General features: G+C 59.3%; 20 protein-coding genes. 11 read left to right on the top strand and 9 right to left on the bottom strand.

Translation table 11 applies throughout. From position 1 onward, the window contains the following. The first annotated feature begins 102 nt into the window (after positions 1 to 102). Positions 103 to 1,521 (top strand): sigma-54-dependent transcriptional regulator, encoded by a 1,419-nt coding sequence (locus tag AB731_RS10850; RefSeq protein WP_047094119.1) that lies wholly within the window; start codon positions 103 to 105, stop codon positions 1,519 to 1,521. Positions 1,522 to 1,616: 95 nt separating this feature from the next. Then, complete coding sequence (locus AB731_RS10845; RefSeq protein WP_156167446.1) at positions 1,617 to 2,216, top strand: hypothetical protein; 600 nt, start codon at positions 1,617 to 1,619, stop codon at positions 2,214 to 2,216. 15 nt (positions 2,217 to 2,231) lie between these two features. Here AB731_RS10845 and folP read toward each other — a convergent pair whose 3' ends face one another. Together folP and AB731_RS10835 are read right to left on the bottom strand one after the other, a co-directional pair. Continuing rightward, positions 2,232 to 3,344, bottom strand: coding sequence for a dihydropteroate synthase (folP, locus tag AB731_RS10840; protein WP_047094121.1), 1,113 nt, complete (start codon positions 3,342 to 3,344; stop codon positions 2,232 to 2,234). A 12-nt stretch (positions 3,345 to 3,356) separates the two neighbouring features. Beyond that, positions 3,357 to 4,502, bottom strand: a complete 1,146-nt coding sequence (locus tag AB731_RS10835; RefSeq protein ID WP_269429537.1) for a site-specific DNA-methyltransferase — start codon at positions 4,500 to 4,502, stop codon at positions 3,357 to 3,359. 217 nt (positions 4,503 to 4,719) lie between these two features. On the opposite strand from AB731_RS10835, the gene AB731_RS10830 reads away from it, so the two are divergent. Then, positions 4,720 to 5,415 (top strand): sulfotransferase family protein, encoded by a 696-nt coding sequence (locus AB731_RS10830; RefSeq protein ID WP_047094123.1) that lies wholly within the window; start codon positions 4,720 to 4,722, stop codon positions 5,413 to 5,415. Between the two features lie 54 nt (positions 5,416 to 5,469). Here AB731_RS10830 and AB731_RS10825 read toward each other — a convergent pair whose 3' ends face one another. The 3 genes from AB731_RS10825 to AB731_RS10815 are packed head-to-tail and all read right to left on the bottom strand — an operon-like array spanning position 5,470 to position 8,011. Next, positions 5,470 to 6,375 carry an oxidoreductase gene (locus AB731_RS10825; RefSeq protein ID WP_047094124.1) on the bottom strand — a complete coding sequence of 302 codons (906 nt, stop codon included), beginning with the start codon at positions 6,373 to 6,375 and terminating at the stop codon, positions 5,470 to 5,472. 60 nt (positions 6,376 to 6,435) lie between these two features. Beyond that, positions 6,436 to 7,362 carry a calcium/sodium antiporter gene (locus AB731_RS10820; RefSeq protein ID WP_047094125.1) on the bottom strand — a complete coding sequence of 309 codons (927 nt, stop codon included), beginning with the start codon at positions 7,360 to 7,362 and terminating at the stop codon, positions 6,436 to 6,438. 10 nt (positions 7,363 to 7,372) lie between these two features. Continuing rightward, on the bottom strand, positions 7,373 to 8,011 hold the full coding sequence (locus tag AB731_RS10815) for a ribonuclease HII (protein WP_047094126.1): 639 nt from the start codon (positions 8,009 to 8,011) through the stop codon (positions 7,373 to 7,375). On the opposite strand from AB731_RS10815, the gene AB731_RS10810 reads away from it, so the two are divergent. From AB731_RS10810 to AB731_RS10785, 6 genes are all read left to right on the top strand, one after another. After that, positions 8,010 to 9,212 carry a PQQ-dependent sugar dehydrogenase gene (locus tag AB731_RS10810; RefSeq protein WP_047094127.1) on the top strand — a complete coding sequence of 401 codons (1,203 nt, stop codon included), beginning with the start codon at positions 8,010 to 8,012 and terminating at the stop codon, positions 9,210 to 9,212. The genes AB731_RS10815 and AB731_RS10810 overlap by 2 nt on opposite strands. 81 nt (positions 9,213 to 9,293) lie before the next feature. After that, positions 9,294 to 9,815, top strand: coding sequence for a GNAT family N-acetyltransferase (locus AB731_RS10805; RefSeq protein ID WP_047094278.1), 522 nt, complete (start codon positions 9,294 to 9,296; stop codon positions 9,813 to 9,815). A 26-nt stretch (positions 9,816 to 9,841) separates the two neighbouring features. Further along, on the top strand, positions 9,842 to 10,405 hold the full coding sequence (locus tag AB731_RS10800; protein ID WP_047094128.1) for a DUF1285 domain-containing protein: 564 nt from the start codon (positions 9,842 to 9,844) through the stop codon (positions 10,403 to 10,405). After that, on the top strand, positions 10,402 to 11,004 hold the full coding sequence (locus AB731_RS10795; protein WP_052769028.1) for an NUDIX hydrolase: 603 nt from the start codon (positions 10,402 to 10,404) through the stop codon (positions 11,002 to 11,004). Before AB731_RS10800 ends, AB731_RS10795 begins: the two co-directional genes overlap by 4 nt. After that, complete coding sequence (locus AB731_RS10790; RefSeq protein WP_047094129.1) at positions 10,997 to 12,166, top strand: CCA tRNA nucleotidyltransferase; 1,170 nt, start codon at positions 10,997 to 10,999, stop codon at positions 12,164 to 12,166. Before AB731_RS10795 ends, AB731_RS10790 begins: the two co-directional genes overlap by 8 nt. 233 nt (positions 12,167 to 12,399) lie before the next feature. Further along, the gene (locus tag AB731_RS10785) at positions 12,400 to 12,897 is read left to right on the top strand and encodes a hypothetical protein (RefSeq protein WP_156167445.1); all 498 of its coding nucleotides are present in this window, start codon (positions 12,400 to 12,402) and stop codon (positions 12,895 to 12,897) included. Positions 12,898 to 12,959: 62 nt separating this feature from the next. Here the strand turns inward: AB731_RS10785 and parC are convergent, their stop codons facing one another. Both parC and AB731_RS10775 read right to left on the bottom strand, forming a co-directional pair. After that, positions 12,960 to 15,272 carry a DNA topoisomerase IV subunit A gene (gene parC / locus AB731_RS10780; protein ID WP_047094131.1) on the bottom strand — a complete coding sequence of 771 codons (2,313 nt, stop codon included), beginning with the start codon at positions 15,270 to 15,272 and terminating at the stop codon, positions 12,960 to 12,962. Between the two features lie 76 nt (positions 15,273 to 15,348). Next, positions 15,349 to 16,128 carry an ion transporter gene (locus AB731_RS10775; protein WP_047094280.1) on the bottom strand — a complete coding sequence of 260 codons (780 nt, stop codon included), beginning with the start codon at positions 16,126 to 16,128 and terminating at the stop codon, positions 15,349 to 15,351. A 145-nt stretch (positions 16,129 to 16,273) separates the two neighbouring features. Here AB731_RS10775 and AB731_RS10770 point away from each other — a divergent pair, with 145 nt between their 5' ends. Together AB731_RS10770 and AB731_RS10765 are read left to right on the top strand one after the other, a co-directional pair. Next, positions 16,274 to 16,834: a type 1 glutamine amidotransferase domain-containing protein gene (locus AB731_RS10770; RefSeq protein ID WP_047094132.1), complete on the top strand. Its 561-nt coding sequence runs from the start codon at positions 16,274 to 16,276 to the stop codon at positions 16,832 to 16,834. Positions 16,835 to 16,965: 131 nt separating this feature from the next. Next, positions 16,966 to 17,862, top strand: a complete 897-nt coding sequence (locus AB731_RS10765) for a DUF4349 domain-containing protein (protein WP_047094133.1) — start codon at positions 16,966 to 16,968, stop codon at positions 17,860 to 17,862. A gap of 9 nt (positions 17,863 to 17,871) precedes the next feature. Here the strand turns inward: AB731_RS10765 and AB731_RS10760 are convergent, their stop codons facing one another. Both AB731_RS10760 and AB731_RS10755 read right to left on the bottom strand, forming a co-directional pair. After that, on the bottom strand, positions 17,872 to 18,201 hold the full coding sequence (locus tag AB731_RS10760; RefSeq protein WP_047094134.1) for a 2Fe-2S iron-sulfur cluster-binding protein: 330 nt from the start codon (positions 18,199 to 18,201) through the stop codon (positions 17,872 to 17,874). Between the two features lie 5 nt (positions 18,202 to 18,206). Next, a complete protein-coding gene (locus tag AB731_RS10755; RefSeq protein WP_047094135.1) occupies positions 18,207 to 19,280 on the bottom strand; it encodes a cysteine desulfurase family protein in 1,074 nt (357 codons plus the stop codon). Positions 19,281 to 19,527: the final 247 nt, after the last annotated feature.

Raw genomic sequence — 19,527 nt, 5'->3', positions numbered from 1 at the left:
ATGGTTAACAGCGAACGAAGCCGGCCTTAATCGGCCTTTTACCAGCGTCTGCTAGGCCATTCTTCCCCGCCCGGATGTCCTGGGCCCTTATGGTGAACACGCATGGCAGAGCCCGAACAGCGGCTTTTGATGCTTATCGATGATGAACCGGCGCAAAGCCGGCTTATCTCAGCGCTCGCCGGGCGTGAGGGCTGGCGGACGTTAGTGGTAAGCGATTCAGAGACTGCAATTGCCACCTTGGGCACGCGGCAAGGGATGCAACTGTCCGCAATTGTCCTGGATCAATGGGTGCCGGGAGACCGTGCCTGCGAATTGATTGCAGAGCTGAAAGAACGTCGGCCTGCATTGCCGATTTTCATGCTGACCACCAGCACCAGCCCGCAGCTTGCCGTCGAAGCGATGCGGGCGGGCGCAACAGATTATCTGGTCAAGCCGATTGCTCCGGATCGACTGATGCATGCGCTTCTCAATGCGACAACGCGCGAAACTCCGCATGACGAACTTACTCCGCTGACAGAAAAAATGCCCGCCAACCTCGATTTCGACGCGATGGTTGGCACGGCCCCGCCCTTTCGCGATGCCTTGGCAAAGGCTGCCAAGGCCGCACGCGGTCACGGACATGTGCTGATCGAAGGCGAAAGCGGTACCGGCAAGGAAATGCTGATCCACGCGATGCAGGCTGCCAGCCCGCGCGCGAAAACGGCGTTTCGTTTGCTCAACATCTCAGGCGTTCCGGCAAGCAGCCTTGAATCGGTGCTGTTCGGACACGAAAAAGGCGCGTTTCCCGGTGCTTTCGAGCAACAAGTCGGCGCACTGCAAAACTGTGATGGCGGCACGCTGGTGCTGGACGAGATTGATCGGCTGTCGATGGACTTGCAGGATCGCCTCGCCGATGTAATCGAAAGCGGCCAGGTCAAACCCATCGGTGCGCAATACAGTTTCAAAGTCGATGTTCGTATCATCGCCGCCAGCAATCTGCCGCTGGCCGATCTGGTGGCAACCGGCCATTTCCGGGAAAACCTGCTGGCAGCGCTTTCCCGGACAGCAATCGAACTTCCGCCGCTGCGCGATCGCATTGGTGATGTTGCGGCACTGACCCGCCATTTCCTTGACCGCATTGGCGAGCAGCCCGGTCTGCGACCACTCGGCATTACATCCGACGCACTGCAATTGCTGTCCGCTTTTGAATGGCCGGGCAATGTCCGCCAATTGCAGGCCGTTCTTTTCCGCGCTGCCGTGTTCTGCGATGGAGATGCGCTGACCGCGGATGACTTCCCGCAATTGCGCGAGCTGGTTGGCGATTTCGATCCGCCCGAAGTGCCCGTTCGCGAAAGCTCCGGCGTCCAGCTATATGCCAGCGATGGGAACTTGCGGCCGCTCGAGGACATAGAGGCTGACGTGATCCGTCTTGCCATCGGCCATTATCGCGGCCGCATGACGGAAGTCGCCCGACGCCTCGGGATCGGGCGCTCGACCCTGTATCGCAAGCTTTCCGATCTGGGCATCGATAACGCCGCCTGAACCGGATGCCGGTCAAACTCCTGGGGCTCGGCCTAATCGCACAGGCAATGCGATAAGTTGTGGAACGAAACCCTACGCCCGTGCGCTATATTAACATGTGTAAGTTTCGTGCATTTGCAGCGCCCCTACTCGTGCTGATCCTTGCAGCCTGTGGCAGCGATCCTGTGGCAGATCAGCCGGGCACGCCGGCAGGCGTCCAGAGTTCGACAAACCTGAGCAACGGTGCCCTGGGCACAGTCCGCTATAAGTATGATCCTGCAGCATTGACGCGTGCCGAAGTCGATCTGGTCTTGCCGCCGGATTTTGAACAAACTGTGTTTGCGATCAAGTTCATCCCTGCACCGCTCGCATCACGATTGGGGGGCGCATATTGTTCGTTCGGAAGAGTTGCACAGGGGCAGGAATGCACTGCCAGATCCGAAATCGGGTTTGCAATAGCGCTTCTGGAGCGTCCAATCGCAGATTACACAACCGCCCTTGCCCAGGCTTCGCCTTCCATCGCGACGCTTGAACCTGTCATGGTCGATGGTCAGGAAGGGATGTCTTTCGTATTAGATTCCGAATTTGCGCATACACGGTACACCTATCTTCCATCGGGTGGGCGCACGCTGCTTCTGGTCGACCGCTATACCGACGGTGGCATTGATGCCGGGACGGAGGCGTTGGATCAAGTGCGTCGCAGTATCGACCTTTAGGCGCGGTTTCCCGCTCTAATCCGGCAGTCCGCCAAAGTCTGTCAGCGCCGCATCACGCAATCCGCGCCATACATTGCGCGCCTGCACCGTTTCGAACACATCATGTACGCGAAGCAGCTGAACACCTGCATCCATGCCGAGCTGCGCTAACGCCAGCGAACCGCCAGCGCGCTGATGCGCAGGCGCTTCATTGCTCAACGCGCCGATCATCCGCTTGCGACTTGCACCCAGCAAAAGCGGGCAACCAAGCGCATGATACATTGGCAAATGGTTGAGAACTGAGAGGTTGTCGGCAAGTGTCTTGCCAAATCCGATGCCGGGATCAAGAATCATGCGATCTTGCGAAATTCCTCCCGCCAATGCCCGGTCGCGCGCTTCCTTCAGGAAATCGAACACATCAAACGCGACTGCTGTGTAATCCGGCGCTGCATGCAGATCCTCACCCGAACCCGGCGCATGCATCAGTATGACAGGCGCACCGGACGATGCAGCGAATTCCAGGCTGCGCGGATCGTACCGCAGGGCTGATACATCATTGATAATGCGCGCCCCCGCTTCGATCGACGCTTCCATCACGGCTGGGCGGCGCGTGTCGATGCTGACTACCGCACCCATGCCTGCACAATGCGCCACCGCGGGTCGAACCCGCTCGATCTCCTCGCCTTCCCATATTGCCTTCGCGCCGGGGCGCGTGCTTTCCCCGCCAATATCGATAATGGCCGCGCCCGCTTCGTGCATGGCGGCAGCGTGCGCCTGCATTTCTTCGGGATCATCCATGAACTTGCCGCCATCGGAAAAGCTGTCCGGTGTGACATTGAGGATGCCCATGACCTGCGGCTGGTCGAGCCGGATTGTGCGGTCGCCCAGTTCCATCGCAGGGTGGGCCATGCGCAGTGCGGACCACTGGGCCTCTGCCTCGGGGCCAAGATCCGCTGGCAGCTTCGCGAAGGCATCTGCGATTCCTGATGCGTTGGTTACTTCGCGCGAAACGGTCTGCCCTTCACGCCGCACAATAACAGCAAACTCGCGTGCATAGACCATGCCGCCAGCCAACCGCACTGCATCGCCTTCGACAGCCTGCGGTCCGGATACAGTGCTGATCGGATAGACATAAAGCCTGTCTGTCATTGCCTGAAGCGCCTAATCTTCGGCTGCAAGCAGATACAGGCCGCGTGCTGCATCAATCGGCTGCACCAGTTTTTCGCCATTCGGGCCATCAGCCTCGTAATGCCAGAAGGTCCAGCCGTTACAGCTTGGCGCGTCTTGCAACACCTTGCCGACGCCGTGGATGGAGCCGGTTTCCTTGCCGCACTCCACGCTGCCATCGGCGCGCACGGTTGCTGTCCAGCGGCGCTTCTTGTCGAAAATCTCTGTCCCGGGCTTCAGTAGTCCGGCTTCCACCACGGCACCAAAGGCCACGCGCGGCTGGGTCTTTCGGCTCTGCATTGTGGCGAGCGCGCTTTCATCCAGCGGCAATTCCTTCTCAATGCGTGCTGAGGCAACCTTCCGGTAATCCGCCTCTCTCTCGCAGCCGATCCAGTCACGGCCCAGTCGTTTGGCGACAGCGCCGGTTGTGCCAGTGCCGAAAAACGGATCGAGCACCACATCGCCAGCCTCGGTCGTGGCGAGCAATACCCGGTAAAGCAAAGCCTCCGGCTTCTGCGTGGGGTGCGCCTTGTGGCCGGTATCGTCCTTCAAACGCTCTCCGCCGGAGCAGATCGGAAATATCCAGTCAGACCGCATCTGCAGTTCGTCATTCAATGTTTTCATCGCGCGGTAATTGAAGTGGTAACGGGATTTTTCCCCCTGCGAACACCACAGCAGAGTTTCATGGGCATTGGTAAAGCGGGTGCCGCGGAAATTCGGCATTGGGTTGGTCTTGCGCCACACGACATCGTTGAGAATCCAGAACCCCAGATCCTGCAAGATCGCGCCGACACGGTAGATGTTGTGGTAACTGCCGATCACCCACAGCGCGCCGTCTGGCTTAAGGACGCGTTTGCACTCTGTCAGCCAATCCCTTGTGAACTTGTCATAAATGGCAAAGCTATCGAACTGGTCCCAATCGTCGGTGACCGCATCGACATGGCTGCCATCGGGCCGGTTGAGATCGCCGCCGAGTTGCAAATTATACGGCGGGTCCGCGAACACCAGATCAACGCTGGCATCGGGCAATTTACGCATTTCTGTCACACAGTCGCCTGACAGGATCTGCCCCAATGGCAGAACTGCCTTGTCGACTGGCTTGGCACGCGTTTTTGCCTTCGTCACACGGATTTTCGTCAGTTCACCCACTGGATACCCCTTAAGTTATCCACAGGGTGTGAGTCCTCGGAGTCCCGCGGTCAAGGTGCAATAATGTCGCAGCGCTTGTGACCTTGAACGAGAACGAAACGAGTCCGGCACAAGATGTTGAGTCTTTCATCAGGGCTAAGACTCGATATGCTGGGGTGTGGCCACAAGGACTCGCCCGGCGTGTTTCGGGCAAATGGGGGGATTTTTGATGACATTGAAGGTAATCGGCGCCGGGCCGGGACGCACTGCGACGTTCTCGACCAAATTCGCGCTGGAGCACGTCGGATTTGGGCCTTGCTATCATATGGTCGAGGTCTTTCGGCGGGCGCGCCGCAACATCGCGCTGTGGCAAGATGTTGCCGACGGGAAGCCCGACTGGGATACAATCTTTGACGGATATGCTTCGACCGTCGATTATCCCGCAGCGATCTACTGGCGCCAACTGGCCGAGCATTACCCACAGGCAAAGGTTCTGCTGACGGTGCGCGATGCGGATAGCTGGGTGGAATCATGCAACGCCACGATCAATTCGCCGCGGATGCTCGCGTCCCTGGAAGGCAGCGATCTGGACCGAATGTTCAAAGGCACGTATCTCAAATCATTCGGTGAACACATCAACGATCCGCAGTGGATGGCCGATTGGTACCGCGCCTATAATCAGGAAATTATCGACACGATCCCGGCAGAGCGTCTGCTGGTTTTCCACCCGAAAGAAGGCTGGGGGCCTTTGTGTGAATTCCTCGAAGTGCCAGTCCCGGCCGAGCCGTTTCCGCGGGTCAATAGCCGTGACGAATTGGGCGATGCTTCTGACGAGCAAGGCGGCCTGCCTTCCGATCCGGAAGAGCTGGAAGGCTTCGCGGGCGGCTATATCGAAATGCTGCGCGCAAAGGCCTTTGCCGCTTGAGCAGCCGGCAGACCCGGCCCAATCCGGGCTGGGTCTGCCGATATGCGATGTGCGTTAAACGGTGAAGGCTACGCCGGTCAGTTCTTCTGACTTGGCCCACAACCGGTCTGCCAGTTTTTCGTCACGGGCGCGCTTGCTCTTGAACGCGCGGCCCGACGTGTTCCCGCGCGCCTCCAGCAATCCGCGCGGACCGAAATAATCGCCGCCCTGCGCCGCTGGATCGGTAGCCGCCTGCAACGCAGGCAATGCGCCTTGTTCCGATGTGTTGAGGATCGTTTTCATGACCGGCTGGACGATGCCTGACCATTTGATGTGCCGCGTCAATTCGGACGCTGCCACCCCCGGATGGCAGGCGATGGACGCGACGCCGGAATTGGCTGCGCGCAGTCTGCGGTCCAGTTCGATTGCGAACAACAGGTTTGCCAGCTTGCTCTGCGAATAAAAGCGGCCTTTGTCATACCCTTGCGCCGCATCGAGATTGCCGAAATCGATATCGCCGCTTTTGTGTGCGATGCTTGACTGCGTGACGATGCGCGCGCCGCCGTTTTCCGCCAGCTTATCAAACAGCAACGCGGTGAAGGCAAAATGGCCTAGATGATTGACTGCAAACTGCAATTCGGTCCCCGCCGTTGCGTGCGACAGCGGCGGCATCATTACGCCTGCATTGTTGATCAGAATATCGATCCGGTCTTCCTTGCTCGCCTTTACCGCGGATTCGCGCACGGTGGCGATGTTTTCCAGATCGAGATGGAGCGTATCGATATCGAGCCGCTCTGGCCCGCTTTTCAACTCATTCGCCGCCTGGGCAGCCTTGTCCCCATCGCGGCATGCCAGCACCACCCGTGCGCCCTTTCGCGCCAGATGGCGGGCGATTTCATATCCGATACCGGTGTTCGATCCGGTTACGATGGCGGTCTTGCCGGTCTGTTCGGGGATATCGGCAAAGGCGAATTCTTGCATGGCAGGCTCCGTTGAATAGGTTTGCCCAACCAATGCGCCGAAGCGTTCGCCTGTTCCCCGTCAGACGAACAACAGCACTGTGTTGACGACAAAAGCGGCCAGCAACAGGAAGCCCAGCCCCCGCCCGATGCGTCTTGCATAACGGCAAAGGCCGAGCAGCAGCAGTGCAGAGGCGGCCAGCACGGGCAGTTCCAGATCAAGCATTTCAGCTGAGACCGGTAGCGGAGCGATAGTCATCGTTGCGCCGCCGATCAGCAGGATGTTGTAGATATTGGATCCAACCACGTTACCTACCGCCAGATCGGATCGTCCCCGCAAGGCGGCAGCAACCGAAGCTGCAAGTTCTGGCAATGATGTTCCAACGGCAACGACCGTCAGACCGATAACCGCATCGGACACGCCGAGTTGCCCGGCAAGGTCAATCGCGCCAGTGACCAGCAATTGCCCGCCGCCGATCAATACGGCCAGGCCGCCCACGAACAATCCGATAGCGAGGGGAAGCGTCGGCTCCTTGCTTTCGTCATCCTCTACCTCTGCATCGTCCACTCTCGGATGATTGACGCGCCAGATGATGTACGCGACGAGCAATGCCAGAACGAACACGCCGATCCATACGTTGGCCATTTGGGAATAGGTCAGTGCCCACAGGGCCACTGTGGCAATCAGGGCGACAACGGCATCACGCTTGCCAACGCCGTGCATCACGATTGGCGCGATCATGGCAGTGGCCCCCAGGATCAGCAGGGAGTTGGCAATATTCGATCCCACGACATTACCCCATGCAATGCCGGGGGAGCCAATCAACGCGGCTTCGATACTGGCGACCATTTCCGGCATGGAAGTGGCTGCGCCCATGATCACGACGCCCGTCACAAGGTTGGAAATACCCAGCCGGTGAGCGATTGCCACCGCGCCGCGCACCAGCAATTCTCCGCCAATAGTAAGGCCCACAAGTCCTGCGACAATCAATGCGATAAGGGTCAACATGGCGCGGGCCTTACAGCGACATTTCAAGCTGCGCTACTGGGGCGAAAGACCTTCTGTGCAAAGGCGTTGCCCCGTGTTGCCGCAAGGCCTCCATATGTTCCTTTGAACCGTAGCCCTTGTTGCGTTCCCACCCGTAATGCGGATGATCCTGCGCAGCTGCCACCATCAGCCGGTCTCGCCACGTCTTGGCGAGGATACTGGCGGCACCGATCGCAGGTTCACGCCCGTCGCCGCCAACGATGGCTTCGGCAGGCCAGAGCCAGCGATCGCAGCGGCCATGCGGGGTAAGATTGCCATCGATCAACGTTCGGAAATCATCCCGCCGCGTTACCGTGCAAAGCCGTTCCATCGCGATGCTCATCGCGAGCATGGTCGCGCCGAAAATGTTGAGCCTGTCGATGTCTTCCACATCGACAATGCCGATGCCAAAGGCGCAACTGGCCCGAATTTCGCGTTCCGCAGTTTCGCGGGCCTTGGCGCTCAATTTCTTGGAATCGTCCACGCCCTTTGGGACAGGCTTGCACAGCAGCACCGCAGCCGCCACAACAGGCCCCGCAAGTGGCCCGCGCCCCGCCTCGTCCACTCCGGCGACGAGCGAATGCGGGCCATGCTCGGCACAAAATTCAGGTGAAGGCGTTCCCGATAACATGCGTAAAATAATCCTCAGTTCCGCCCTATTCTCTGCCTCGCTCGCGCTCGCAAGCTGCACCGGATCGCAAACGGGGGATACCAGCCCGACCTCTACTCCTGCAGCGTCCGGCGCTGCTGTCTCCGGAGAGCCGGTCGAGCTGCAAGCGACTTCGCCCTTTGCCGCCACGAGTCATGGCACTTTTGCAGAGCCTTGGGCCATTGCTTTTGAACCGGGCACCGGCGTCGCCTTCATTACCGAAAAAGCGGGAACGATGAAGTTTTACAATCCCTCCACGGGCCAGACAGGCACCGTCAGCGGGATGCCGGATGTAGTTTACGGCGGGCAAGGTGGCCTGGGCGAGATTGCTTTCGCCCCTGATTACTCCGACAGTGGGACGATCTATCTCAGCTGGGCCAAGGATGCCGGAAACGATACAACAGTCGCCGCAGTCAGCCGCGGGAATTTGGTTTGCGATCAGGCCGATGCCTGCCGCGTCGATGGTTTGACCGACATCTGGCAACAGAGCCGCGGTGGTGAACGCAAGGGCCATTATTCACACCGCATTGCATTCTCGCCAGACGGGCAACATATGTTCGTGACTAGCGGTGACCGGCAGGAACAGGACCCGGCGCAGGATTTGACGAACAATTTTGGTACCGTTGTCCGGCTTAATCTTGATGGCACGCCGGCCGCAGGCAATCCGTTTGCCGACCGCGCCTCCCCAACCAATCAGATATGGTCCTACGGCCATCGCAACTTGCTCGGTATTGCGTTCGATCCGCAGGGCGTGTTGTGGGAAATTGAGCATGGTCCGGCTGGCGGCGATGAGCTGAACCGCGTCGATCGCGGATCCAATTACGGTTGGCCGGTTCGTTCAAACGGGGACAATTACAATGGCGATGACATCCCGGATCACACGGCGGACGATGGCTTTGCCAAACCCGCCATCGGATGGACGCCGGTAATCGCTCCGGGAGGCATGATCTTCTATACCGGCGGGATGTTCGCCGATTGGCGAGGCCAGCTCCTCGTCGCCAATCTGCGCACGACCTCAATTTCGCGCATCACAACCAATGCTGCAGCCAACAGCGCTGACGAAGCAGCGCGGTATGAGTTCCCGAACCGCTTGCGCGGGATTGCGCAGGCACCCGACGGCGCAATATGGGTGATCGAGGACGGTGAAAGCGGACGGCTGCTGCGCCTGACCCCGGCTGATTGATGCGCCTGCTGATTGATAACCAGCAAGGTATCTAAGGAAACATTTGCGCATCATGGCAGCGCGCCCTACCGGCGCGCTGCCATGAATAATGTTGCAACAGCCACGCTGATCCCGCTTGCCCAAGTCGAGCCTGCGATGATCGAAGAACTTCTCGACCGTGCGTTCGGCCCGGACCGCCATGATCGCACCGCATATAAGGTGCGCGAGGGGACCGACTGGCTTCCGGCACTCAGCTTCGCCGCGCTGGATGAGGATGATATGCTCGTCGGCACGATCCAGATATGGCCTGTCGCACTGACAGATGCAGACGGGCGCCGGCATCCTCTGCTTATGGTTGGCCCGGTGGCCGTTCTGCCGGAACGCCAATCCGAAGGGTTTGGCCATGCGCTGATGGCAGGCATGGCTGCAGCGCTTGATCCCAAGGCCCCGCTACCGCAGGTGCTTATCGGGGATCCCGAATATTACGGACGCTTCGGATTTACCGCCGCACCAACGGGGGGGTGGTCAATGCCCGGGCCATTTGAACAGCATCGCCTGCTGGTCTGCACGGCCAATCCTGCCGTGCTCCCCAGCGAAGGAACGCTTGGCCCTTGGATTGGCTGACGCGCTCTGGCATCTGAGGCACGACAATGCCTTACGAAGCCCCTCCTGAACTTGCCGGATTATCGCTTGCCGAAGTGGCCGAGCTTGTTGGCTCGCGCAAATTGCCACCGATTGCATCTTGGGATCCGCCCGCAGACGGCGACAGCAAGATGCGCATCGCGGCGAATGGTGAATGGTTTCACGATGGTGGGCGGATAACCCGCCCCGCCATGGTGCGCGCCTTTGCCAGCCTTCTGCGGCGGGAGGGTGACGGCAGCTATTGGTTGGTCACCCCGCACTACAAGCAATCTGTCGAAGTAGAGGACGCGGCATTCATCGCGGTCGATCTCCGGGCGGCGGACGGCGCGCTGACGTTCCGCCTCAACATCGACGAACTGGTAATTGCGGGGACGGAAAATCCCTTGCGCGCAGAGGGCACGCCGGAAAGCCCCGCTATCTATCTTGCCGTGCGCAATGGCTGCGAGGCGCGGCTTGACCGGTCGACATGGCTGCAATTGGCCGAGCATGGCCTATCTGAAAATGGTTTGGCAGAGGGTGGCTCGCTGGTGGTCTCCAGCATGGGTACAGAATTTGAGCTGGCGCCTGCATGAGCGCGCTGTTCGACCGCGTCTCCCGCCTGTTCGATGCGAGCCACCACATCGGGATCGAAGGCATTCGCGATGATAGCGCATGGGCGGGCGGCGCATTGCGTGATGCCGCCGTATTGATGGCTGTGACAGACAGTGCGGAACCCGGCCTGCTGCTCACGCACCGGCCACAATCAATGGCAGCGCATCCGGGGCAGGTTTCTTTTCCCGGCGGGAAACTGGAAGCAGGAGAAGATCCTGTGGCCGCCGCCTTGCGCGAAGCTGAGGAGGAACTCGCCATTCCGCCTGCGCAGGTCCGCATTGTTGGCAGCGCTCGAAGCTTTGTGACCGGGACGGGATTCAATCTAACTCCCGTACTGGGTCTTGTTCCGGCGGACCTGACGATCACGCCCGATCCGCGCGAGGTCGAAGACTGGTTCGAAGCCCCGCTGCGCTTTGTGCTCGATCAGCGCAATCATGTCGCCAAGATGGGTGATTTCGGCGGGCATCAATTGCCCTACACGGAGATCGTCTGGGAAGGACACCGCATCTGGGGCATTACTGCAGGAATTATCGCCAATCTCTCGCACAGATTGGCATGGGAGGAACTGCTCGATGGCTAAGCTTCCGCACGCAGAATGGACCCGGCGCAAGGATCTTGTCCCGCTGGTTGCGGCGTTAGGCCCTGAAAACATGCGCTGGGTTGGCGGCGCGGTGCGGGACACCTTGCTTGATGTGCCTGTGAACGATGTGGATGCGGCGACCGTACTGCATCCCGAAACTGTGATGGCCAAGCTTGGGGAAGCCGGCATCAAGTCAATTCCCACCGGCATTGATCATGGCACTGTTACGGCCGTGGTAGCCGGCGGGAATGTGGAAATTACCACGCTGCGCAAGGATGTCGCCACCGATGGCCGCCGCGCCACCGTGGCCTTTGCAGAAAATTGGCGGGACGATGCAGCGCGGCGCGATTTCACGATCAATGCGCTGTATGCCCATCCCGAAACTCTGGAGATATCCGATTATTTCAGCGGGCTGGAAGATCTCGAAGCGCGGCGCGTGCGTTTCATCGGGGATGCCCATGACCGGATCCGCGAAGATCACCTGCGCATCCTGCGTTACTACCGCTTTCAGGCCCGCTTTGGTGCCGCTTTGGACCCCGCGGCAGAGACCGCTTGTGCTGAACTGGCATCAACGCTGAAGGGCATTAGCCGGGAGCGTGTAGCGATGGAAATGCTGGCGATCCTTGCCTTGCCAGACCCGCACCCGACACTCGCCCGCATGCAAGACCACGGCGTGTTGCCGGTGGTCCTGCCTGAAGCAGGTATTGCCGGATTGAAACGCTTGGCCGCACTCGTTGAGATGGAACGGGGGCAAGAAACGCCGCCGTCTGCCATCCGCCGCCTGGCCGCTTTGGTGCCGCCGGATCGCAAAACCGCAGAACAGATCGCCGCACGTTTGCGTCTGTCCAACGCACAACGAAAACTTCTCTCACGTCTGGCGCAGCGCAGCGATCTTCCAGAAGGTCCGCGCGCGCTTGCGTACCGCGAAGGTGCAGATATCGCGCGTGATTTGCTGCTTCTGGCGGGGCTTCCAATCGATACGATACAGGGATGGCAAGTGCCTGATTTTCCATTGAAAGGAGGCCAAATTGTTGCGCGCGGAATCGGTGCAGGGCCGGAAGTGGCACGCATTCTGCAAGCTGTGGAAGCGCGTTGGATTTCGGAAGGGTTTCCCCCTGCGTCACGCGTTGCAGAACTGCTCGAAGAATGTCTTTCGCAGTAAAGCCAGCAGCGTATACCTGCGAAAAGGCGGGTTGAAACACCGTACTGCGATGGTGCAGTGCACATTCAGCTAGGGTTGATATAACCGCTGGCAACGGGTGCGGACGTCTGTGGAGGTCCGATCGTGTCTGCCATTTGCATGGTGTGCCGCCCGCCGAACCAATTTCCGACAGATGTCGGGTACTTTTAAACTCGGGCAACGCTATGCAGCGCCCGACCAATGGGAAGATTTTCATGTACCGTTTCGCATTCGCCGCTGTCGCCGCCGCGACCACCGCCCTCGCCGCGCCTGCGCTGGCTCAGGATGCCGGTGCCACAATCATGGGCAATGACGACGCTGCGGTCGGCGCCGTGCTTTCGAATGACGGAACCACCATCGTCGTCGACACTGGCAGCCATCAGGTTCCGCTGGGCTCCGATGCTTTTGCTGAGCGTGAAGGCGTGTGGACATTGAATACCACGCAGGCCGAACTCGACACCGCCTGGGCGCAAATCGTTGCCGACCAGGAAGCAGCGCTCGCCGCCGCGCTTGTCGTAGGTGCCGATATCATGACATCCGATGCGCAAGCTTTGGGGACGGTAGAAGAAATTACCGAAACCGGGGTGGTTCTGACGCATGCCGATCAGCCAATGGAACTGCCACTGAACCTGTTCTCAGTGAGCGAGAGCGGCGCGCTGATTGTGCTTGCCGACATGGCCTCGATCATGGCCGCACTCAACAGCGCCAGCTGATTGCACTCACTGCCTTTAACAGAGGGCCGGTGGAGCGATCCGCCGGCCCTATTGTATGCGCCTTAGAACCGGTTGTCCTTCGGGAAGCCCTGGGGCGGCAGACGTCCGGCCGCACCACGCGCGACCTTCCACATGCCAATCTCGCTTTCGGTCCGCGTCCGGTCACCCTTTCCGCCCATGGTCCAGCTTAGGCCTTCCCCGAGTGTAAAAGTGGTTGCATCCGATAGCCCGCCATCGCGGTACCGTTGTAAAGTTACGCCCTGCCCGCGTGTCATCACAGGCATTTCTTCCAAGGCGAAGACCACCAACTTGCGGTTTTCGCCCACCACAGCGACATGATCATGTTCAGGCGCGATAGGCTGGACAACGGTCAGTTTTAAGCCGGCCTTCAGATTGACGACCTGGCGCCCTTTGCGGGTTTCAGCCAACAGTTCGTCAGTCACGGCGACAAAACCCTTGCCCAGCGTCGAAGCGAGCAGCACCTGCTTGTCCTTCGCGTGCACGACTACAGCGATAATCGTGGCCGAGGCGTCTATGTCCAGCGTGTTGCGCACCGGTTCACCAAAGCCGCGCGCGCCGGGCAATTTGTCTGCGCCAAGTGTGAAGAAGCGTCCGTCATCGCATGCCAGCAATATCTTGTCGGTCGTTTGGCAATGGACAGCAAAAGCAGGTCCGTCGCCTTCCTTGTACTTGAAATCGCCGCAACCATCGGCACCCATATCGACATGACCCTTCGCCCCGCGCACCCAGCCCTTTTGGCTAAGCACAACAGTGACCGGCTCTTTCTCGATCATAGCGTCGGGATTGAATTCGACGCTTGAGTCAGCCTCTGCAATGGTTGTCCGGCGCGCACCCAGCGCGGTTTCCGGGCCGTATTCCTTGCGCAGCGCGGCCATGTCCTTCTTGATCCGCGTTTTCTGACGGGCGGGGGATTCGAGCAGCTTTTCGAGCTCGTCCTTCTCCTTCAGCAGCGCGTCCTTCTCGGTGCGCAACTGCATTTCCTCAAGCTTGCGCAATGACCGCAGCCGCATGTTGAGGATGGCTTCGGTCTGCCGGTCAGTCAGACTGAACTCGGCCATCAGCACGGCCTTGGGCTCATCCTCGTAACGGATGATCTCGATCACCCGGTCGAGATTGAGGAAGGCAATGATATAGCCTTCAAGCAGTTCCAGCCGGTCAGCAATTTTCGCCAGCCTGTGCTGCGTGCGGCGCTGGAGAATCTCGATCTGGTGGACCGTCCAGTTGGTCAGCAGTTCCTTCAGGCCCATAACCATCGGCGTGCGCGTGTGATCGAGCACGTTAAGGTTCAGGCCGAAGCGTGTTTCCAGATCGGTGAGCTTATAGACGCTTTCCTTCAGCAATTCCGGATCGACATTGCGGCTGCGCGGGACGAGCACGATGCGCACCTGCTCGTCGCTTTCGTCGCGCACGTCCTCAAGGATCGGCAGCTTCTTGTCCGAAATCGCCTGCGCAATCTGTTCTATCAGTTTGCCCTTGGGCACTTGATACGGAATTTCGGAGATAACAAGCTGGTATCCGCCGCCCTTCTGGCGTTCGATACCGGCCAGCTGATCCGCCTCATCCTCGGCCTCAGCGGAGTAAAAGCGGCCACGCACGCGAAAAGAGCCGCGCCCTGTTTCATATGCCTTGGAGATCGCCTCGGCGCTGTCGACCACCAGTCCGCCAGTAGCGAAGTCTGGCCCGTGGAAGACTTCCATCAGCTCTTCGTGGGTGACGTCCTTGTTGAACAGGACCAGCTCAGCCGCATCGAGAACTTCTGAGACATTATGGCTGGGGATGCTGGTGGCCATGCCCACCGCAATCCCGCTCGCCCCATTGGCCAGCAGATTGGGGAACATGCCGGGCATCAGCTCCGGCTCTTCTTCCTCGCCATTGTACGTCGGGATGAAGTCGACCGTGCCTTCATCAAGCCCGGACATCAGATGCATCGCCGTCTTGGTCAGGCGCGCTTCGGTATACCGGTACGCAGCCGCATTATCTCCGTCGATATTGCCGAAGTTCCCCTGCCCTTCAACAAGCGGGTAACGCAGAGTAAACGGCTGGGCGAGGCGCACCATCGCGTCATAAACCGCCACATCGCCATGCGGGTGGTATTTACCGATCACATCACCAACAACGCGCGCGGATTTCTTGAAGGCATTGTCCGGCGACAGCTTCAATTGCCGCATCGTCCACAGCAAACGCCGGTGAACGGGTTTCAGCCCGTCCCGCAAATCGGGCAAAGAGCGCGCGGTGATCGTGGACAGCGCATATACAAGATAGCGTTCCGAAAGCGCACTTTCGAACGGTTCACGGATGATGCCCTGTTCGGAATCGTCGGGCACGGCGTTTGGGTCTTCGGGAATATCGGCCATTGATGCGTAGCCTTAGCAATCAGCGGAGTATGGTGGGAGGGCGCTTTCCACAGCTATTGCGCCCATTCTTGGCAGTTCAGGGTCCGCTCGGCGGCTGGCTCTCCCGCATGGCCGTGATTTCCGCGCGCAGGAGCCGCAATTCGTTGATAATCGTTTCGCGTTCATCATGGGCCTCTTCGTCCGTTGCCTCGGCCATGGCGTTCACGATCACACCGATGAACAGGTTGAGGACGATAAAGCTGGTGAGCAGGATAAAAGGGACAAAGAAGGCCCAAGAATAAGGATACACTTCCATCACCGGCCGCACGATCCCCATGGACCAGCTTTCCAAAGTCATGATCTGGAACAACGAATACAGCGATGCGCCAATTGTGCCGAACCAATCGGGAAATGCCTGGCCAAACAGCTTTGTCGCCATGACAGAGCTGATGTAGAACAGCAGCAGCAACATCACGATAACAGTGCCGATACTGGGTATCGCACTGAACAGGCCGTGGATGACCTTGCGCATACTCGGCACGACCGAAACCAGCCGCAGCGCGCGCAAAATGCGCAAGGCGCGCAAGACGGAAAACTGCTGCGATGCAGGAATAAGCGCGACGCTTACGATGACAAGATCGAAGACATTCCAGCCGTTGCGGAAAAAGTTCATTCGATAAGCGAACAATTTCATCGCCAGCTCAACCACAAAGATGGTGAGCGCCAATGTGTCGAGAGCAACGATAACGCCGCCATAATTGGCCATGATGCCAGACGAGGTTTCGAGACCAAGCCCGATTGCATTGATAACAATTACCGCAGTTATGACGTAATCAAACCATTGTGCTGATACGATCAGTTCGACCTTTGCACGCATCAAAATACCCTCAAGTCGATAAGTAAAGAGCCGCCGCAGCGGCATATTTCGGCTCGCCCTATCACGCCAACGCCCTGTCGGACAGGCCGGAACGAAAGCGGCGCGCCACCCGTTGTGCTATCAAAGCAATTACAAGGAATTACCTATGACACAGCGTATTATGATCCTCTCCACCGACGGTTTCGAACAGTCTGAACTGGAAAGCCCGAAGGCAGCCCTCGACGATGCCGGATACGAGACTGTAGTGGTCAGTCTGGAAGACGGCCAGATACGCGGATTTTCTGATAAAGAGTGGGGCGACCCGGTGAACGTGGATATGACTGTAGACAAAGCCAACGCCGCGGACTTCGACGCTTTGATGCTGCCAGGTGGCCAGATCAACCCGGACATTCTTCGTATGAATGACAAAGCGGTGCAACTGGTCCGTGACTTTAACGCAGCCGGCAAGCCCATTGCAGCCGTCTGCCATGCCCCGTGGATGCTCGTCGAAGCTGGTATTGTGAAGGGTCGGACTGTTACCAGCTGGCCTTCTGTTCGAACCGATTTGAAGAATGCCGGCGGAAACGTGGTCGACTCGGAAGTCGCGGAGGATGGAAATTTGATCACAAGCCGCAACCCGGACGATCTTCCAGCTTTCAACGCGGCGCTTATTGCGCAGCTCAAGAAGCAAGCTGAGAAGAGCGAGCGGAAGCTGCAAACCGCCTGAATTTAAACGATTTTCAGGTCCTTACATTGGCCCCGCCACGCATCAGCGCGGCGGGGCCTTTTGCGTCTCCGCTTGCCAATTAAACACAATTAAGGCAATTGTGGCTAAATCATGGCAAAAAGGAGGCCGGAATGAGGCAGAGAACTTTTTTGGTTGGTGTGGCAACGACTTGTATGGCGCTTACGGCGTGCAGCGAGGCCGAATTTAGCGAAACAGCGGACATGAGTGAGGCAGTGCAGGTCGATGCAGAACTCAGCGACACTGCGGCTGGCGGAGGGGAGCTTTCCGCCGACGAAAACGCAGCAATCCGATCTCGCCCGGACGTTGCCATCAGTATCCCGCGCATGGCGTATATCTACGATTACGGCTTCCGGCTGGAGGCAGAGCAAATTTCCGATCTGCAGGAACGTCATGCCGATATGTGTCAGGCGGCCGGCCCCTACGTCTGCCAGATCGTGACGCAAAGCCACTCCGGCCGCGTCGATGATGGCTACGCCAGCGGACGGCTCGAACTTGCTGTTGTCGCAGACCAGGCCCGCGCCTTTGGCACCCGGCTTGGCTCCGCGGCTGAAAGCGCTGGCGGAGAACAGATCAACACCGCCATCACGGGCGAAGATCTGACCAAGAACATGGTCGATACCGAAGCCCGCCTGCGCAGCCGCATTGCCCTGCGCGACCGGATGATGGAAGTCCTGCGCACCCGGCAGGGAACTGTGCAGGAACTGGTGGAGGCGGAACGCAGCGTCGCCCGCATCAATGAAGAGATCGACGGCGCACGCAGCTGGCTAGACGAAATGCGCCAGCGGGTTGCCTTCACCCGCATCAATATCGATTACTCGACAGCGGCCGCCCCGGCGAATGACTTCCTTGGTCCGGTGAGTACAGCGGTGTCATCGCTTGGCAGTATCCTTGGCTATCTGCTGGCGATCATGATTGTGCTTGGCGCCATCGCTATTCCCGTCACAGCAGGCGTTTACGGCGTGCGTTGGGCGAAAGCGAAGCTTGTAGGAAACCCCGCGGAGGCCTGAAATCGCTCTCTAGAAACCTTGGGCGTCCACACTGTCGGACGGGATGCTGACGGTCAGGCCGTCCAGTGTCTCGTCCAACAGGATCTGGCACGACAGGCGGCTGGTCGCCTGCACATCGGCGGCGAGATCGAGCATGTCTTCCTCCTCCTCCGCCGCTTCGGGCAATTTCCCGAACCAGTCGCGCGCAACAATCACGTGGCAGGTGGAGCAAGCCATCTGGCCTTCGCACGTACCTTCCAGGGGCATTCCGGCGGCCTGAGCGGTGGCGAGCAGGCTCTCGCCATTCGCCGCCTCAGCTTCGACCTTGGCACCGTCGCGGGTGATGAAAGTGATCTTGATCGCGATTATCCTTGCTGCGTTGCAGCATTGGTAAGGATTTTCGCGGCCTCTTCAAGTTGTTCAATGGTGGTGTAGCGGCCAAAGCCGAGCCGGATGGAGCTTTTCGCTTGTGCATCCGACAAGCCGATCGCGCGTAGCACATGGCTCGCCCGGCCTGATCCGCTGGCGCAGGCAGACCCTGCGGAGAACATCACATCGCGGCAATCGCTCATCAATCGCGCCACATCCAGCCCGTCCTTACGCAGGTTGAGATTGCCGAGATAGCGCGCCTCTGCACTGCCGTTCAGCTCCCACCCGTCAAACATATCGCGCGCCTGGTGCCACAGCGCCGCAACGTGATCGGCATCCGCTGCCATCCGCTCTTTCGCAACAGCCGCCGCCGCGCCGAACCCGGCGATCAGCGCGGGGCTGAGCGTGCCGGAGCGGAGGTCCGCTTCCTGTCCGCCGCCGGTCTGCACGGGGGTGAGGTTCACGCCGTTGCGCACCCATAAGGCGCCCACGCCTTTCGGCCCGTGCAATTTATGCGCGCTCACCGCGATCAAATCCGCATTGGCGACCGGCATTTTTCCGTAAGCCTGCACCGCGTCGATCAGATACAGCGCGCCCGCCTCCTTGGCCTTGCGGTGGAATTCGACCGTCGGCTGGATCACGCCGATTTCGTTGTTCACCTGCATCACCGCGACAAGCCTGGTGTTGGCGGGAATATCCTGCCTGGCGTTGCACTGGCCATCTGCCGCTACGTTCAGCTCATGACAATTGCCTAGTGCATGGGCGGTATCGAGAACCGCGGCGTGCTCGATGGCCGAGACGCTGATCGCGCCTTCTCCCGGACAACCCCGTATTGCGAGATTGATCGCTTCTGTCGCGCCGCTGGTGAAGATCACTTGCCCGCCCGGCGGAAACAAAGCTGCCACCTGATCGCGTGCCAGATCAATCGCGGCCGCCGCCATGCGGCCCATCCGGTGCGAGCTGTGCGGATTGCCGAAACCAATACCGTCCGGCCCGTCTAGCCATTTCAGCATGGCATCACGCGCTTCCGGTGCGAGCGGAGTGGTGGCCTGATAATCGAGATAAATCATCGTGATCTTCTAAACCTTTCGCCACCTGTTTGTCGAAGGGCGAATCCGGCGCGAAGCGGGTTTTCGCACCGAAGTAGGGTGACAAAGGTTACAGGGTGTAACCCGCCGCAAAGTGCCGGAAACCCGGAGGAAACTGTCAGTTTTCCTGGTGCGAGCAAGGGTGACACTGTGTCTGAGAGATTTTTGGGGGGAGCGCTGGTGGACATTTGTGACGTGTGGGTTTGCGCAGCAGTGTAGGAAAGAACGA

This window comes from Aurantiacibacter marinus, assembly GCF_001021555.1.
In the GTDB taxonomy this organism is placed as follows: domain Bacteria; phylum Pseudomonadota; class Alphaproteobacteria; order Sphingomonadales; family Sphingomonadaceae; genus Alteraurantiacibacter; species Alteraurantiacibacter marinus.
Note: the sequence above shows the minus strand (reverse complement) of the source record. Positions and strands in the feature narration are given on the sequence as shown.